At 41.0% G+C, this 15,829-nt stretch carries 14 protein-coding genes and 1 pseudogene; 5 read left to right on the top strand and 10 right to left on the bottom strand.

Annotation, left to right across the window (positions count from 1 at the left end; all coding sequences use genetic code 11):
* A pseudogene (locus AC1DPZ_RS03170) lies at window positions 1-200 on the top strand (hypothetical protein); the annotation flags it as partial.
* A 24-nt stretch (window positions 201-224) separates the two neighbouring features.
* Here the strand turns inward: AC1DPZ_RS03170 and AC1DPZ_RS03165 are convergent.
* Window positions 225-1,514, bottom strand: coding sequence for an aminopeptidase P family protein (locus tag AC1DPZ_RS03165; protein ID WP_477401194.1), 1,290 nt, complete (start codon window positions 1,512-1,514; stop codon window positions 225-227).
* Between the two features lie 148 nt (window positions 1,515-1,662).
* Here AC1DPZ_RS03165 and AC1DPZ_RS03160 point away from each other — a divergent pair, with 148 nt between their 5' ends.
* Window positions 1,663-3,018 (top strand): OmpA family protein, encoded by a 1,356-nt coding sequence (locus AC1DPZ_RS03160; protein ID WP_477401193.1) that lies wholly within the window; start codon window positions 1,663-1,665, stop codon window positions 3,016-3,018.
* 329 nt (window positions 3,019-3,347) lie between these two features.
* Here the strand turns inward: AC1DPZ_RS03160 and AC1DPZ_RS03155 are convergent, their stop codons facing one another.
* Together AC1DPZ_RS03155 and AC1DPZ_RS03150 are read right to left on the bottom strand one after the other, a co-directional pair.
* Window positions 3,348-3,899 carry a DUF922 domain-containing protein gene (locus AC1DPZ_RS03155; protein WP_477401192.1) on the bottom strand — a complete coding sequence of 184 codons (552 nt, stop codon included), beginning with the start codon at window positions 3,897-3,899 and terminating at the stop codon, window positions 3,348-3,350.
* Between the two features lie 20 nt (window positions 3,900-3,919).
* Entirely contained in the window at window positions 3,920-4,858 is a 939-nt protein-coding gene (locus AC1DPZ_RS03150; RefSeq protein WP_477401191.1) for an SPFH domain-containing protein, read from the bottom strand.
* Between the two features lie 94 nt (window positions 4,859-4,952).
* Between AC1DPZ_RS03150 and AC1DPZ_RS03145 the strand changes: the two genes are divergently transcribed.
* The gene (locus tag AC1DPZ_RS03145) at window positions 4,953-5,138 is read left to right on the top strand and encodes a hypothetical protein (RefSeq protein WP_477401190.1); all 186 of its coding nucleotides are present in this window, start codon (window positions 4,953-4,955) and stop codon (window positions 5,136-5,138) included.
* On the opposite strand, the gene AC1DPZ_RS03140 is transcribed toward AC1DPZ_RS03145, so the two are convergent.
* The 5 genes from AC1DPZ_RS03140 to AC1DPZ_RS03120 are packed head-to-tail and all read right to left on the bottom strand — an operon-like array spanning window position 5,139 to window position 9,217.
* Entirely contained in the window at window positions 5,139-5,978 is an 840-nt protein-coding gene (locus tag AC1DPZ_RS03140; RefSeq protein ID WP_477401189.1) for a maleylpyruvate isomerase N-terminal domain-containing protein, read from the bottom strand. It lies immediately after the preceding gene.
* Window positions 5,979-6,014: 36 nt separating this feature from the next.
* Entirely contained in the window at window positions 6,015-6,515 is a 501-nt protein-coding gene (locus AC1DPZ_RS03135) for a shikimate kinase (protein ID WP_477401188.1), read from the bottom strand.
* A gap of 7 nt (window positions 6,516-6,522) precedes the next feature.
* Window positions 6,523-7,581, bottom strand: a complete 1,059-nt coding sequence (locus tag AC1DPZ_RS03130) for an ABC transporter permease (protein ID WP_477401187.1) — start codon at window positions 7,579-7,581, stop codon at window positions 6,523-6,525.
* A gap of 3 nt (window positions 7,582-7,584) precedes the next feature.
* The gene (locus AC1DPZ_RS03125; protein WP_477401186.1) at window positions 7,585-8,736 is read right to left on the bottom strand and encodes a BT_3928 family protein; all 1,152 of its coding nucleotides are present in this window, start codon (window positions 8,734-8,736) and stop codon (window positions 7,585-7,587) included.
* Between the two features lies 1 nt (window position 8,737).
* The gene (locus tag AC1DPZ_RS03120; RefSeq protein WP_477401185.1) at window positions 8,738-9,217 is read right to left on the bottom strand and encodes a DUF1599 domain-containing protein; all 480 of its coding nucleotides are present in this window, start codon (window positions 9,215-9,217) and stop codon (window positions 8,738-8,740) included.
* A 183-nt stretch (window positions 9,218-9,400) separates the two neighbouring features.
* Between AC1DPZ_RS03120 and folP the strand changes: the two genes are divergently transcribed.
* Together folP and AC1DPZ_RS03110 are read left to right on the top strand one after the other, a co-directional pair.
* Window positions 9,401-10,258, top strand: a complete 858-nt coding sequence (gene folP / locus AC1DPZ_RS03115; protein WP_477401184.1) for a dihydropteroate synthase — start codon at window positions 9,401-9,403, stop codon at window positions 10,256-10,258.
* A 139-nt stretch (window positions 10,259-10,397) separates the two neighbouring features.
* The gene (locus AC1DPZ_RS03110; RefSeq protein WP_477401183.1) at window positions 10,398-13,295 is read left to right on the top strand and encodes a DEAD/DEAH box helicase; all 2,898 of its coding nucleotides are present in this window, start codon (window positions 10,398-10,400) and stop codon (window positions 13,293-13,295) included.
* Window positions 13,296-13,475: 180 nt separating this feature from the next.
* Here the strand turns inward: AC1DPZ_RS03110 and AC1DPZ_RS03105 are convergent, their stop codons facing one another.
* The gene (locus AC1DPZ_RS03105; protein ID WP_477401181.1) at window positions 13,476-14,732 is read right to left on the bottom strand and encodes a pyridoxal phosphate-dependent aminotransferase; all 1,257 of its coding nucleotides are present in this window, start codon (window positions 14,730-14,732) and stop codon (window positions 13,476-13,478) included.
* A gap of 227 nt (window positions 14,733-14,959) precedes the next feature.
* On the bottom strand, window positions 14,960-15,694 hold the full coding sequence (locus AC1DPZ_RS03100; RefSeq protein ID WP_477401180.1) for an acyl-CoA desaturase: 735 nt from the start codon (window positions 15,692-15,694) through the stop codon (window positions 14,960-14,962).
* Window positions 15,695-15,829: the final 135 nt, after the last annotated feature.

The following is a 15,829-nucleotide window of genomic DNA, read 5'->3' as shown; positions in this document are numbered from 1 at the left end:
AAGTTGCAGCGTATATAAAAACATCCTCAAACTTTAAAAATAAGCGCCGCGAAATGTTACTGGCAGAAAAAGCATACAAACTAATCCAGCATAAATTAACGCAGCATATTGATAAAAAAAAGCTTCAGCAAGATGTTGCTGAAGCTTTAAACGGCAAAAACTTTAATCTGTATAGTTTTGTGGATACCTATATAAGGTAACAGCAAACTTGTTCAGTTAACAAATTAACTGTTCATTATTTCCTCTAAATGTTCGGCCTCTATTGGTATGTTTACCATCAAATCGCGGTTACCCTCTTCAGTAATTAAAATATTATTTTCAATCCTTATCCCCAGCCCTTCTTCCTGAATATAAATACCAGGTTCGCAAGTCAATACATTTCCAACTTCAAAATTTTTATACCTGCTTGCAAAATCATGTACATCCAAACCTAAATGGTGCGATGTGCCATGCATAAAATACTTTTTGTAAAGCGGGCTATTAGCATCCTGCTTTGCAACATCATGTTTATCAAGTAATTTAAGACCTATTAGTTCGCTGGTCATTACTTTTCCAACCTCCTCCTGGTAATCATTCAAAACGGTTCCGGCCACTATCATACTTGTTGCTTCACGCATAACCCGCAAAACAGCATTATAAACAGCACGCTGGCGTGGGGTAAACCTGCCATTTACCGGTACCGACCGGCTCATATCTGCATTGTAATTAGCATATTGAGCACCAAAATCAAAAAGTATGATATCGCCATCATTACACACCTGGTTATTATCAATATAATGAAGTACAACAGCATTCTTGCCAGATGCAATTATGGGGCTATAGGCATGCCCGGTGGCGCGTTGCCTTAAAAACTCATGTGTTATTTCGGCCTCAATTTCGTATTCGGCAACACCCGGCTTTAAAAATTTCAACACCCGCACAAATGCATCGCTGGTAATATCACATGCTTTTTGGATAAGATCAACTTCCATTGCTGACTTCACAACCCGCAGATCTCTTAATATCAATGCCGATCGTTCATATTTGTGCAAAGGATATTTCTGTTTTAAAGCTTCATACATCCGCAGATCACGATATGGTACTGTATGAGCATACCGATCATTCTCGTTGGTATTGATGTAAATATGTTCGGCATAATTTATAATACTATGTAAAATTGTATCATATTCATGAAGCCAATAAATATTTTCGATTCCCGATACCAGCTTTGCCTCTTCTTTGGTGTATTTGTGTCCTTCCCAAATGGCAATGTGTTCGTTGGTTTGTCTTAAAAAAAGTACTTCTTTGTATACCTTATTAGGACAATCCGGATACAATATCAATATGCTTTGCTCCTGATCAATGCCCGTAAGATAAAAAAAATCAGGATTTTGTTTAAATAAAAAACTCTGGTCTCCGCTCACCGGAAATTCGTCATTAGCGTGAAAAATGGCAATAGAGCCCGCTTTTGTTCTCGAAACGAAATTTTTTCTATTATTTGTAAATATGGAAGTGGGGATTGCCGAATATTTCATATTAAACTGTTGATTATTTTAATAAATCATTTTTTTTTGCTTATTTGTGTAACTATTACATTTTTTGGAACAATGTTTGGTCAAGGTTTCAAACATAATTACTAAATTTGAAAAAAATCACAATTAAAATCGTTTAATCTTAAAAACTATGAATTATTCTACATTAAAGAAAACAGTCGCATTGTCATTTGCTTCTTTGATGGTTGTAGGTATGGCTAATGCTCAAACCGATTCCACCAAAACAGCAACTACTTCGTCTGAAACCACTACTCCAAAAGTATTTGGTGGTCTTGGTCAGTACAAAACATTTAGCATTGGTGCCAATGTTGGTGTTACTTCTCCGTTTATTCCATTTGGAACTGATGCTGTGTCACATATGAAACCTCAACTGGGTTACGGCGTGTCGCTTAGGCAACAGGTTTCACATCCGTTTGGAATACAATTAGACTTACATGGCGGTAAAGTTGCAGGAGATGCTAGCAAAGGCCTCAGAGGTTTTCATGGAACCAGCTTTGAAACAACTTTTTATTCAGCTACTTTAAGCGGAATATGGCAATTTGGAAGCATTAGCTTTTTACATCGTACAAACGGAATTAATTTTTACGGAAGCGCCGGTGCCGGTTTAGCATTTTATAACCCAACTTTCTCTAGAGATGGTTCTGGTAGCAATAGTCTGAGCTACCTGAACTCTGACGGTTCTAAACATTATGTAAAAGAATTAATCGTTCCAATTGGTGTGGGTGCTAAAGTTAAATTAACTGACGCCCTTGCCCTTAATATTGGCTATACTGCCAACTTTATTGATGGCTACAACTTTAGCGGTTTCAAAACTATCAGAGGTGGACAAGCCTATAAAGACCATTTTGCTTATGCTTATGGTGGTTTAGAGTATACTTTCGGTTCAAAATCTAAACCKAACATTGATTGGGTTAACCCARTTGCTATAATGTATGATGAATTGTACGATGCTGCTTTACGCCAGGAAGTAGAAGCTTTAAAAGGCCGTGTTACCAATGTGGAAACTGCTGTTAACGACCYGAAAAAAGATTCAGACGGTGACGGTGTGGCTGATCAGTTTGACAAATGCCCGGGTACTGCTGCAGGTAGCGTGGTTGATGGTTCTGGTTGCGTTATCGTATTCCCTAAAGATACTGTTGCTGCTGCTGCCCCTGTGGGTACTGCTTACTCAAACATCCAGTTTGAATTTGACAGCTCAGTTTTACGCACTTCATCTTACCCTGTATTAGATGCTACTTCTGCCGACTTAAGAGCTTCTGGTAAAGGTGTTGAAGTTGATGGTTTCGCTTCATCTGAAGGTACTGCTGCTCACAACTTACAATTATCAAAAGATCGTGCTAACTCTGTAAAAACTTACCTGGTTAACTCTGGTGTTGATGCTAAAAAAGTGAAAGTAAAAGGCTTTGGTGAAACCAACCCGATTGCTGATAACTCAACCGAAGAAGGACGTGTTTTAAACCGTCGCGTTCAGTTCAAACAAAAATAATTTTCAATAAAATATTATTTGTGAAGGCTCCGGATAACCCGGAGCCTTTTTTGYTTTTACATAATTTAACAGGATGAATGAATTTTAGCGGGGATGGACGCAATCGCTTTTAAAGCTGGGTACCTAAAGTAGTTTTACAATAAAACGATAAGGATTGAGACAAAAAAGATAAAACCTGGGTTGAAATATGTAATCCAAAAGTCGCCGACTAACGTCATTAAGTATGAATAGCGGGAGGACTACTGGGAGAAAAGGAACAATTACAGATAAGCTATTACTGTTTACAGACTGTATTATTTAATTCACTATATAGCCTGGGCGGGGGATTTCTATTCCTCTGGGATATATTCTAACCTTTTTTGAAAATACAAATCCCAGCTGTTCTGCTGCTGACGATTGGTCATGTGTTGAGTATCTTCATCATAATCAGCGTTAAGCTTCTTATACCTGGCATCAATACGATTAAAGAGTTCCATAGCCTCATACCTGTAATTACGACTAAAGCGGCTTTGCCCTATTTGCCGCAGCAGTTCCTGCTGCTCCAGGTAGGCTATCAAATAATGCCCCTGCTCATGTTTTAAAACTTCGGCCATCATTTCCCGGGATGTCACCCTGCCCCTATCAAGCCATGACAGGTTATTATTGAGCGCAAGATTTACTATGGCATTCAATATATAACTTCCGTTTCTGTTACTTACCTCGTATTTGAAATTAATAGTGCAATTGGTATAAGCAACCACTCCCCTTGCATTTGCCCGCGGTGTACCTAAAAAATCATTAACAGTTAACTGATGATATTGCTGATATTGCTGCCCTTTTGCCTTGTTAATTCCTAAAAACACGGCGATTACGCCAATCAACATCACAAATCCTTTTTTCATTCAAATACAGGTTAAAACTTTCACTTTTTGACATTGTCGGCATGTAAAAGGTTTAAGGCCATCATTTCTTTTAATGTACGTTGCATGGCTTCGGTTGAGCCATCAAGGAATATCACATTTCCTTTGGAGTTTTCAGAGAAGTGTTTGATGGATTCTGTCCACATGGTAAATAAAATTACCGAGGTATCCATATTGGCGCCTGCCATTTCTTTAGCAGCTACGGTCATCCCACGGGCCACTTCCTCGCGGAACAGGGCAATACCCTGACCGCGCAGTTGTGCGGCTTCACGTTCGGCCTGCGCCGAGATCTTGATGGCATTACCTTCAGCCTCGGCAGCTTTTGTTTTGGTGATCAACAGGGCCTGACCTTCATTTTCGGCAGCGGCTTTCAGGTTGTTTGATGCGACTACCTGGCTCATTGATTTCATGATAACATCATCAAAAGTAATATCATTCAGTTGCAAGTCCTGCAGGTGGTAACCCCAGCCTTCGAGTATCACATCTAACTGTTCTTTTACGTGTTCCACAATATCTCGCCTTAATATCAATACCTCACTTTGACGTTTGGTGGCTACAAAGGCCCGGATAGATCCTTCAACGGTACGAATAAGCGCCTGCATCAGGTTACGGTCATCAACAAATTTAAAGGCTACGTTCTTGATGGTTTCTTCCTGCTGATCAAGTACCGAGTATAACAGCATCGCTTTAAAATAAACATTGGCCTGATCATAAGTTACCGCCTGGAACTCCAGTTCGACAGAACGATTCTGTATTGATATTTTGGAATAGATGTTTTCAATAAATGGCAATTTAAAATTAAGCCCGGGAGTAAGTATCCGGCGATACTTACCGAATACGGTAATTACCACTATTGTGCCCTGTTTTACAGACACAAAGGATGATAAAATTATGATCAATAAAATAAATACGATAACAATTGTAATGATTTGACCAGTCATAAGCAGTATTATTAATTAAATAAATATAAGGTAAATTATTGGTGTGCTATTTGTTTTTATATAAAATGCTTAATAAAAACAGCGCAAAATTATCATGAACCTAAAACGTACTTTCGGAGCCATACTTACTGTGCTTGGTATTATCGGCTTAATTTATACGGGCATTGGAGTTATAAATCACAGTGGCCAGGCCACCACATTGGTAGTAGTGGGTATTATATCCATCCTATTTTTCTTCACCGGCATCAGCCTGGTGCGCACTACCAAAGATGAAGTGTAATTAAGCCATTACAGATACCATTTTAAGCACCTGCCCGGCCAGGTTGGCATCACCCAACATTATTACTTTATCCCTGATCTCATCCGGGCGGATGCTTTTTGAAAACAATTTCCAGGATATTTCGGGCGGAATACTAACCGTGGCCGCAAAGTCATTTAAAACCATATCTTTCGATAAGGTCCATTTATCTTCCATTTTTTGCAGATACCAGTCGCCGCCAATGTTGGTACTAATGGTAATTTTGATCACCATACCGATTGGGGCGTCGATATTTTTAAAAGTATGGGGTAACGCTCTAAAAAAAGTATCGATACATGGATAAAATAACTCTTTGGTCATGATGCCATCCCGGCCGGTGGCTTCCCTGATTTGTTGCTGATGATGCCATTTTTCGGTGTACTCGCGTGCAAGGTGCATCCAGTTTAAACTTTCAGATTCACCCGCCCAATCGACAGGGAATATGGCAGTGTCATTAAGATTTAAGGATTGGTGATAAGCGGTGGATAAATGGCCGGTGGCTTTGTGAAGGATAATCAAAACATCCGGACTAATCCTTTTGGATGCTTTTATCCAATCGGCGTTTAACATATTGAGCCAGTTAACCAGGTCTGTATATGAATTGATAGCGGGTGGCTGTTCGCCAAAATACTTATCCCTTTGAATGGATAACGCGCGAATATTACCATCTAATAAATGCGATACTACATCCTTTACTTTCCAGGCTTTAGCTACGGTTTGTTTGTTCCAATCATCGGGGCTAAGTGATTCAAGCAGCTCAATTAGCTTATCATCTAATGGCTTAAAAAGATGTTTTACCGCTATGATTTCATTCGTCATCATGGCATATATTATTTGCTTACAATAACAGTAACTTTATTACGAGATTATCACATCCTCCAGCTTCTCAACCGACAAATCAATACCATCAACATGATGATGAGCCTGCAGGTAAAAGCTTTCGCGCTCCGCCAGTTTGCCGGTGATAAACTCAATCAGTTCATCACCCTTTTTTCCCTGAAGCACCGGACGTATAGTTTTACTGCCCTCCAGCCTGTCGGCTAATGTTTTGGGCGATAATTTAATGTAGAGGGTCTTGCCGTTGGCATTCATCCAACTCATATTATCAAAAAAACAAGGCAGGCCGCCACCTGTTGATATGATCACATTTTCAGAGTATTCGGTTTGCTTCAATATATCCGATTCCATCTTGCGGAAAGCATCCTCTCCAAAACTCGAAAAATACTCGGCTATGCTCATGCCGATATTCTCTTCCAGCACATGATCAAGATCAATAAATTCGTAGCCCAATTTGGCAGCCAGTTTACGGCCCCAGGTGGTTTTGCCGCAACCCATAAACCCGACTAAAAAATATTTCATAATAATATCAGCTTAATTTTACCCGCGGATCGATCCAAACATAAATAATATCTACCAAAATACTGATCACTACAAAAATAAACGCGATGAAAAGGATGGAGCCCATTACAACGGGGAAATCGGACATTTCAAGAGCATCAACTGTGGCCTTACCCAAGCCATTATAACCAAAAATGTATTCCACAAAAAAAGACCCTGCCAACAGCGATRCAAACCAATTGGCTATAGCGGTAATAACCGGGTTCAGCGCATTTTTTAACGCATGTCTGTAAATAATTGCGCGGTTACTCAAGCCCTTTGCTTTGGCGGTGCGAATATAGTCCTGCCCCAAAACGTCGAGCATAGCATTGCGTGTAAGCTGCACAATAATGGCCAGCGGACGCAAGCCCAAAGTAATCATGGGTAATATTAAATTTTTCAGGCTGATAACTTCGCCTTTGAAAGGATCATAACTATACAAACTTCCCGACATATTAAGGCCTGTATACTTACTCAACTCAAAGCCAAAGATCCACGCTATGATGATTCCTGCGAAAAATGACGGTGCTGATATACCCAAAGTAGAGAACGCAATGGCCAGCTTGTCTATCCAGGTATCTTTATGTACAGCACTTAGCACCCCTAAAAATACACCTATAACAATGGCAAATATCATTGCGGTAGTTGCCAGTACCAACGTATTGGGTATAACCTCTAAAAGCAGCGTAGTAACATCCTTACGCGTTTGGTAAGACCGGCGCAGGTAAGGCCATTTCAAAGCAACCACTTTGGCCTTACTTACCCCAAACAGTTTTACATAGTGATATCGCTGCTGCTCATCCTTAGTATTCAGGTGGATCCCAACCGGCGAAAGATCATTCAGATAATATGCAAACTGTACAGGCTTTGATTTATCCAGGCCAAACTCTTTGCGCACAGCTTGTAATGACTGCACATCGGCACGTTGCCCCTGGGTCATCCGGGCAGGATCAACAGGCAGAATATTGAACAAAAAGAAAACCACCAGTACCACACCCAGCATAACTGCCAGTCCGTAAAGTAATTTGCGGATGAGGTAGCTGACCATGATTTATTGTTTTTGAAAATAGTTTTTAACCAGGTCGTCATATTTAGGTGCCGAGTGATAATGCCACTTATTAACAATCACTCCCCCCTTCAACAGGATCACACCTGGATTGGAGCGGATCATGGTTTTAAGCGGCACGCCATCGGCATAAAAAATTTCACATATGAGTTTGTGTGCCTTGGCAAAAGCCTGGGCACTTTGCGCCGAATTGGAGGTTAACAATATGGTACGGATGTTATAATTTTCTGTCGCGTTTATGGCCAGCGCGTTTAAGCGGTTTATCGCCTCGCCATTGGTTTTATCCAAATCATAGGCTACTATAATGATGGTATAAAACGGACTTGCGAGCAATTCCTTAGTAAAGTCGTTACGCTGTGCGTCCTGGATAGAAAGGTCACGTATTTTAGGCTCGTACCCCTTTTTAACCAGGCGGTTTTCGGGATCGCCTATCACTTCCCAATTCGCATCCTGCCAAATATTGGTACTCAGGTATTCCTTATCGGTCATCACCTTAGTTTCTTTGGTTTTTTTATTTTTAAGGTGATAGGTAAGTACAAACACATCCTTTGGCGCATTTGGCGGCGTATCCATTTCTGCCGGGATATTAGCGCCAATTTTATAAGGTAAAAAATCAACTATTGGCAAAAAATTGTAAGTATACAACCCAAAACCTACCGAAACAATCGCCGCCCCTATGAGCCATTTATCACCGGCGTTTGCACTAAATAAAGGTTTTATTTTAGTCCGGTTTACAAAAAGCACAGCCACCAATATCAGCAAAACCATATCCTTACTAAAGGATTGCCATGGCGTAAGCGGGATAGCATCACCAAAACAGCCACAGGTTTGCACTACCTTAAAAAATGCCGAATAAAAGGTTAAAAAGCCAAAAAAGATGATGAGTAACAGCAATCCCCAGGCAACCTTTACCGCGCGCGCGCCAATAAGCAGGGCAAAACCAAGTAGCATTTCTAATGCGCAAAGCAAAATAGCAATGGTGAGCGCGAAGTTGTTAAGGAACATAATATGGAAGACCTCAAAATATTCTTCCAGCTTGTAGGAGAAACCCAATGGGTCGTTCGCTTTTATGAGGCCCGAAAATATAAACAGTAAGCCTACCGCTATCCTGCAAAACCAAATAAGGCCATTCTTCATGTTATAATCCCAATTTTATGAGGGCAAATACTGCATAGTTCAGCATGTCCTGGTAATTGGCCTTTACACCTTCTGATGCTTCGGTAAGGCCTTTATTATCTTCAATTTGTTTTACACGCAGCAGCTTCATAAGTATCAGATCGGTTAAGGAGCTGATGCGCATATCGCGCCAGGCTTCGCCATAATCATGATTTTTGGCAAACATCAGTTCCTTTGTTTCCAGTACTTTTTCGTCAAATAATCGCTCCACATGTTCAACAGCCAATTCCGTTGGGGTATCGGCTGTGCTATCAAGCTGCATCATGGCTATAACACAATAGTTAACAATGCCTATGTATTCGCCGGTAATATCTTCTCCAACTTTCGAAATCTTTTTTTCTTCGAGTGTGCGGATGCGTTGTGCTTTAATAAAAATCTGGTCGGTAATGGATTGCGGACGAAGGATGCGCCAGGCGGTGCCATAGTCGCGGGTCTTTTTCATAAAAAGTCCCTTACAATTGTTTATTACGGAGTCGTATTCTGCTGATGTGTTCAATTTAGCTGTTGTAATGTTGAAACGATGTAAAGTTGAAATGTTTAATTTACGAAGCAATGCACCAGCTGCAAAGTTAAGTAACTTTACAACATTAAAACATTTCAACCTTTTAACATTACACCAAACAAAGTGGTTAAAGATACATTTTTTCGTAAAAAAGTTACCCTAAATGCCGGGGGCAAACTAATTGATCTATCCACCCCAAAAGTGATGGGCATTATTAACATTACACCCGACTCGTTTTATGCCGGTAGCCGCAAACCCCATGTTGATGAGGCGGTGCAACAGGCAGAAAAAATGCTGACAGATGGCGCTGCCTTTTTAGACCTTGGTGCATACTCGTCGCGCCCGGGCGCAGATGACATTTCTGCTCCCGAAGAAACCGACCGCCTGCTACCTGTTGTTGAGGCAATTGCAAGTACTTTTCCCGATGCCGTTTTATCTATAGACACCTTTAGGGCAAAGGTTGCAGAGGCAGCTATTAAAGCGGGAGCGCATATAATTAATGATATATCGGGCGGTGCGTTAGATGCCGACATGTTTAATACCGTAGCCCGTTTGCAGGTACCCTTTATTTTAATGCACATGAAAGGAACTCCGCAAAACATGACCCAAATGGCGCAATATGATGATGTTTTTGATGAGGTACTTGATTATTTTGTTTCTAAATATCAGCAATTAAGGCAATTGGGGGTTCATGATGTGATCATTGATCCGGGTTTTGGCTTTGCTAAAAAACAGGAGCATAATTATACGCTGATACGCCGTTTGCAGGAATTCGATATTTTAGGCCTGCCGCTACTGGCGGGTATATCACGCAAGAAAATGATATATGGCCTGCTGGGCGGTACCCCGGCCGAAGCCCTGAACGGCACTTCGGTTTTAAATACCATTGCCTTAAGCAATGGAGCCAATATTTTAAGGGTGCACGATGTAAAGGAGGCCGTTGAAGCGATAAAGATATGGGAGGTTGTTAATAACTACTGATGCGTTATCATCCTTCATTAATCATCGCCCTTCCTTTAATTCACAATAAAAAACACAAAATATTTTCAATTACAGCAAATTCTCATTACGTTTGAATTTTTTGTTGATGTAACTTCTCTAAATTTTTTATCAGAAGTTAATGCTACGAGTCGACAGTACCAAACCATGCCAGATAATTTATGCCATTGCCCGGCATGATTACCTCGGCTATGTTATTGAGCCCCACATCGTTCAGCTTAACCCAAACGGCGAATTTTCATTAACCCATCAGCGTTTATTTTCCAATACAGCTAAAGAATTTATCCATTGTATTGATGAGGTCGACCTGAAGCTTATTAAGATATTGGAGGAGATGGAACAGGGCAACGTGATCAAAAAGTTTTACAAAAAGCCCATTCGTCCGTTCGAGTTCTTCTCAAAAATATTTACTGAGCAACTATTTGATACCATTCGCCCTAAACTGGAGAAACGCATGGCCGAAGCCCTGAACCTGCTATGCAATAAACAGGTGTACCAGATGAGCAAGGAAGGCTACCCTGGCGAGCGAAAGCTGCAGATAGCTACCGAGCCCGCTTCGGTGCTGTTCCATTTCAGGCGTAACGAGGAGGAGATCAGGTATTTTCCTACCATCAAATACCAGGGCCTGCGCATTGAGTTCATGTTTAAAAATGCCGAGATCATTTGCAACCATCCTGCCTGGATGCTGCTGGATGATACACTGTATTATTTTGATAAGGAGATAGAAGGTAAAAAACTGGTTCCCTTCCTTAATAAGCGTTTCATTGCCATTCCCAGGTCATCTGAACAATCATACTTTGAAAAATTTGTTGCCCCACTGATAGAAAAACATAATGTTTACGCCGAGGGATTTACCATCAACACCGAAAAGTATGATGCCCTGCCGGTGCTAAAACCTATTTATGTGGAGGGCGGCACCTCGCAATTACAACTGTACTTTAAATACGCGGGCTATATTTTCCCCTATGGCGATGGCAGAACCATATCCGTAAGAATGGAAAAGAATGGGGATGATTACCTTTTTCATCGCATTAAACGTTCTACCACCTGGGAAAAAGGGAAGATGCTCCAGTTAGAGCAACTGGGACTTAAAACTGTATCAACCCTGTTCCAAAACCTGGAAGTTGATAATAAGCACGATGAAGATGCCGATCATTCCTTCTCGGTGTTTGAATGGCTTAATCAGTATCATGATCAATTAATTGAACAAGGGTTTGAAATTGAGCAGCCCGAAGGTCAAAAACGCTATGTTTTTGGCAACAGCAAGATTGACCTTGAAGTAAAAGAAAATAACGATTGGTTTGACATCCATGCCATTGTATGGTTCGGCCCGTATCGTATCCCGTTTATACAGCTTAAAAATCATATCCTTAACCATAAAAAGGAATTCATACTGCCATCCGGCGAAATAGCGGTGATACCCGAAAAATGGTTTTCGCAATATGGCAACCTTTTGCACTTTACCGAGGGTGGTAATGAACTGAAACTACACCGCCACCATATAGGCCTGGTAACCGACCTTGCCGAAGGTGAAATGGCCAACGTTGCCATGACCCGCAAGCTGCAAAAACTAAGCAACTTTGAAGAACTGGAAGAGGTGGATATGCCCCTGAACTTTGAAGGCCACCTAAGGCCTTATCAAAAGGCTGGTTACAATTGGTTCCACTTTTTAAAGCAATACCATTTTGGCGGCTGCCTTGCCGATGATATGGGTTTGGGTAAAACCATACAAACCCTTGCCCTGCTGCAAAAGCATAAGGAATTTACAGAGGCCGAAGGCAGCAAAAGCACCTCACTGGTGATCATGCCCACGTCGCTTATTTATAACTGGCTTAACGAGGCAAAAAAGTTTGCCCCGCAGTTAAGGCTCATGGTACATACGGGTACGCTGCGTTACCGATCTGCAGATGTATTTGCCAATTATGACGTGGTGATAACTACCTATGGCATCAGCCGGATAGACATCGATATGTTTAAGGGCTACTTTTTTGATTATGTGATACTGGATGAAAGCCAGAACATCAAAAACCCATCTTCAAAATCGTTCCAGGCGGTTAAACAACTTAAATCGCGCTTTAAACTGATATTGAGCGGTACCCCGGTAGAAAACTCGGTGAATGACCTGTGGACACAAATGTCGTTCATTAATCCCGGGTTGCTGGGGAATCAACAGTTTTTCCAAAACGAGTTTGTTTCGCCTATAGAAAAGAAAAAGGATGAAGATAAAGCCCGCAAACTGCAGGCCCTGATAAAACCTTTTGTTTTACGCCGCACCAAAGAGCAGGTAGCCACCGAGCTGCCGCCAAAAACCGAGAATCTTTTTTATTGCCAGATGAGCGAAGAACAGGCATCGGTTTATGAAAAAGTGAAATCAGAGTATCGCAACGAATTATTGAAAAGCCTGGAGGATGGTACATTTGCCAAAACCCAGATACAGGTTTTACAGGGTTTGATTAAACTAAGACAGATAGCCAATCACCCTATCATGATTGATAAGGATTACGAGGGTGATAGCGGCAAGTTTGAGGATGTGGTGCATACCCTGGCCAACGTGCTGGATGGCGGACATAAGGTGCTCATATTTTCTCAATTTGTAAAACAGCTTGCCATTTACCGCGAACATTTTGATATGGAAGGCGTACCCTACGTTTATTTGGATGGCAGTACCCAAAACCGCGGCGATGTAGTAAAACAGTTCCAGGAAGATGTAAAAACGAGAGTATTCCTGATCTCGATAAAAGCCGGCGGCGTAGGTCTTAACCTTACCGAGGCTGATTACGTTTTCATCCTCGACCCATGGTGGAACCCGGCAGTGGAACAACAGGCTATTGACCGTACACATCGCATAGGCCAAACCAAAAACGTTTTCATTTATAAATTTATCACCAAAGATTCTGTTGAGGAAAAGATATTGGCTTTGCAACAACGCAAGCTAAGCCTCAGCCGCGCACTTATTACAACCGAAGAGAGCTTTATCAAGTCGCTTTCTGTGGATGATATTAAGGAGATTTTAGGGTAAGATGTGCAGATTTTAAATTTCAGATGTGCAGATGATGGAAATTGATCATTGTCACTAAAAAGAATTGTCATACCATCCTAAGTTACAAAGGATCTCCTGCAGCATGCAAATTCATATTGCATAGTTAGCTAACAGGAGATCCTTCGCTATCGTTCAGGATTGACAAAAGCAGGTTTCTATCTACTTCAATTTCCCCAACGCTTCTTTAATCCTTGGTATCATTTGCTGAATATCTTCCAGTGTGATTGCACCTACCGATGCACGGAACCAGTTAACCGAATGATCTGTACCGAATGCTGAAAAAGGCACTAAAGCTACGTTGGCTTCTTTGATAAGGTAGAAATTTATATCTGCAGAATCGTTCAAAACAGTTCCGTCCGGGGTGGTTTTGCCTGTATAATCTATTTTGAGCGTAAGGTAAATGGCCCCCATCGGGATAATAGAGTCAACATTAAAACCTTCGGCTTTAAGTGCCTGGAAACCTTCGTGCAATGTATTCAAGCTGGCCTGGATCTTTCCTTTTAAATCATCTAAATAAGTATCAACAGCAGCTGCGTCCTTTATAAAATGAGCCATGGCGACCTGCTCGGCCTTTGGCGACCATGCACCCATGTGGCCAACAATGGCTTTCATGTTATCAATAATGTTTGCCGGCCCAAAACCCCAACCCACGCGTACACCAGTGGAGGCAAAACATTTGGATGCACCGTCTATAAATACAGTATAGTCTCTAAGTTCCGGACGAAGGGTAACCGGATCATAGTGTTTAAAATCGCCAAAAGTTAATTGCGAATAGATCTGATCGTACAGCAAATACAATGGTTTTTCGCCGGCTGCCCGGGTTTTGTTTTCGGCAATCACGAGGTCGCAAATTTCCTCCAGGTCCTTTTTATTGAACATGGTGCCGGTTGGGTTTAGCGGAGAACAAAGTGCCAGTAAGGTTGCGCCTTTTAAATGCGGACGAATTTCATCCGCCGTAGGCATAAAATTATTTTCGGGCCTGGTTTCAATAATTATTGCTTCGGCACAGGTAAGATCGCTGTAATGGTTATTGTTCCATGAAGGCGCCGGAAAAACCACTTTATCGCCCGGATCAACTAATGCCAGAAAGGTTGAATAAATAAGCGGGCGTGAGCCACCCGAAATCAATATTTCGTTAGCCTTATAGTTCAGCCCCATCCTGCTGCTCAAAAACACCGAAACACTTTCGCGCAGGTTTAACATCCCATCGGCCGGAGGGTAGTTAGTTTGGTTATGGTTATAGGCATCTACAATGCCGGCCTTTAAATCGGCAGGTATAGGATAAATATTGGAGTCAAAATCACCAATGGTTAAGTTGGCGATATTTTGGCCTTGTCGTTTTAATTCGTTTATCTCGCCGGCAATCTTGATGATCTCGGACCCGTGTAAATTTTGAGCTAATAAAGAAACACTCATGTTGTGAATTTTATGAGCGGCAAATATAGGGAATTTTAGACTGTCGGATGTTCAGACTTTCGGACAAAGGATTCTTGGATGGAGCTTTTTTGGAGCGAATAGAAAGGATTTTAAATTTCCAGACAAAGAAATGCATAAACAAAAAAGCAACCTAATAGGGTTGCTTTTTTGTTTTATATAAAAGATGTCTTTTGTCAATTAGTCCGAACATCCAAAAGTCTGAATTCCTAAAGATATGCTTTTCTTAACCTGATTATATGCATCCAGTGCATCATTTTCATAACGGGGTAAACCGGATCGATCTCGAACCATTTGGCGCCGAAATTTGCACGGTTGGGGCGTTTGTGGTGATTGTTCTGGAATAATTCGCCAAGCATTAAAAAATCAAATGGCGTTGTATTTTTTGATTTATCGCCGTTATCAAAGTTGGCGTAACCATATTTGTGACCACACCAGTTAACAATAGCACCATGGATAGGCCCCATTAAAAAGTGGATAGGGATTAACAGGTACATCCACCATTGGGTAGCAAAAACAACGTAAAAAGCAATGTATAATATACCAAAAGCAATGCGCGATACCATTGATGAACCAATATAATCGATAGTGCGCCATTCCGGAATATTCCCTTTAAAACGCGCTTCGGGCTCTATCAGCTTTCTCTCGTGCATACGATAACTTTTAGCAGTGTAAACCATCATCTGGAAAACATCTTTAAAAAAATGCGGAGAATGTGGATCTTTTTCGGTGTCACTATAAGCGTGATGCTCGCGGTGCATAATAGCATAGGCACGCGGATTTAAAAATGATGAGCCCTGGCAAATAAAAGTTAACAGGTAAAATGTTCCCTCAAAAAACTTATTGGTAGTGAACATTTTGTGAGATGCATACCTGTGTAAAAAGAACGTTTGGAAAAATAGCGACAGGAACCAGTGCGCTATGAAGAATATTATTATTACCACTGAATTAGAATAATTAGAAAAATGAATTGTTATTTATAATCTTTCCAAAGATACGATTAAAACCGATAAAAAGTTTTTGTGCAATATGTTTGACGTGAATTTTACATGAAGAAAGGCTAAATCTATTTAAATAGC

It is taken from the genome of Mucilaginibacter sp. P4_G9, assembly GCF_056400985.1.
Note: the sequence above shows the minus strand (reverse complement) of the source record. Positions and strands in the feature narration are given on the sequence as shown.

What these genes read in the sequence shown, in the direction of transcription:
- AC1DPZ_RS03145 (WP_477401190.1), top strand. Translation starts at nt 4,953, where the DNA reads ATGAACCTAAAACGTACTTTCGGAGCCATACTTACTGTGCTTGGTATT.
- AC1DPZ_RS03135 (WP_477401188.1), bottom strand. Translation starts at nt 6,515, where the DNA reads ATGAAATATTTTTTAGTCGGGTTTATGGGTTGCGGCAAAACCACCTGG.
- AC1DPZ_RS03105 (WP_477401181.1), bottom strand. Translation starts at nt 14,732, where the DNA reads ATGAGTGTTTCTTTATTAGCTCAAAATTTACACGGGTCCGAGATCATC.
- AC1DPZ_RS03165 (WP_477401194.1), bottom strand. Translation starts at nt 1,514, where the DNA reads ATGAAATATTCGGCAATCCCCACTTCCATATTTACAAATAATAGAAAA.
- AC1DPZ_RS03155 (WP_477401192.1), bottom strand. Translation starts at nt 3,899, where the DNA reads ATGAAAAAAGGATTTGTGATGTTGATTGGCGTAATCGCCGTGTTTTTA.
- AC1DPZ_RS03150 (WP_477401191.1), bottom strand. Translation starts at nt 4,858, where the DNA reads ATGACTGGTCAAATCATTACAATTGTTATCGTATTTATTTTATTGATC.
- AC1DPZ_RS03140 (WP_477401189.1), bottom strand. Translation starts at nt 5,978, where the DNA reads ATGATGACGAATGAAATCATAGCGGTAAAACATCTTTTTAAGCCATTA.
- AC1DPZ_RS03110 (WP_477401183.1), top strand. Translation starts at nt 10,398, where the DNA reads ATGCTACGAGTCGACAGTACCAAACCATGCCAGATAATTTATGCCATT.
- AC1DPZ_RS03125 (WP_477401186.1), bottom strand. Translation starts at nt 8,736, where the DNA reads ATGAAGAATGGCCTTATTTGGTTTTGCAGGATAGCGGTAGGCTTACTG.
- AC1DPZ_RS03120 (WP_477401185.1), bottom strand. Translation starts at nt 9,217, where the DNA reads ATGAAAAAGACCCGCGACTATGGCACCGCCTGGCGCATCCTTCGTCCG.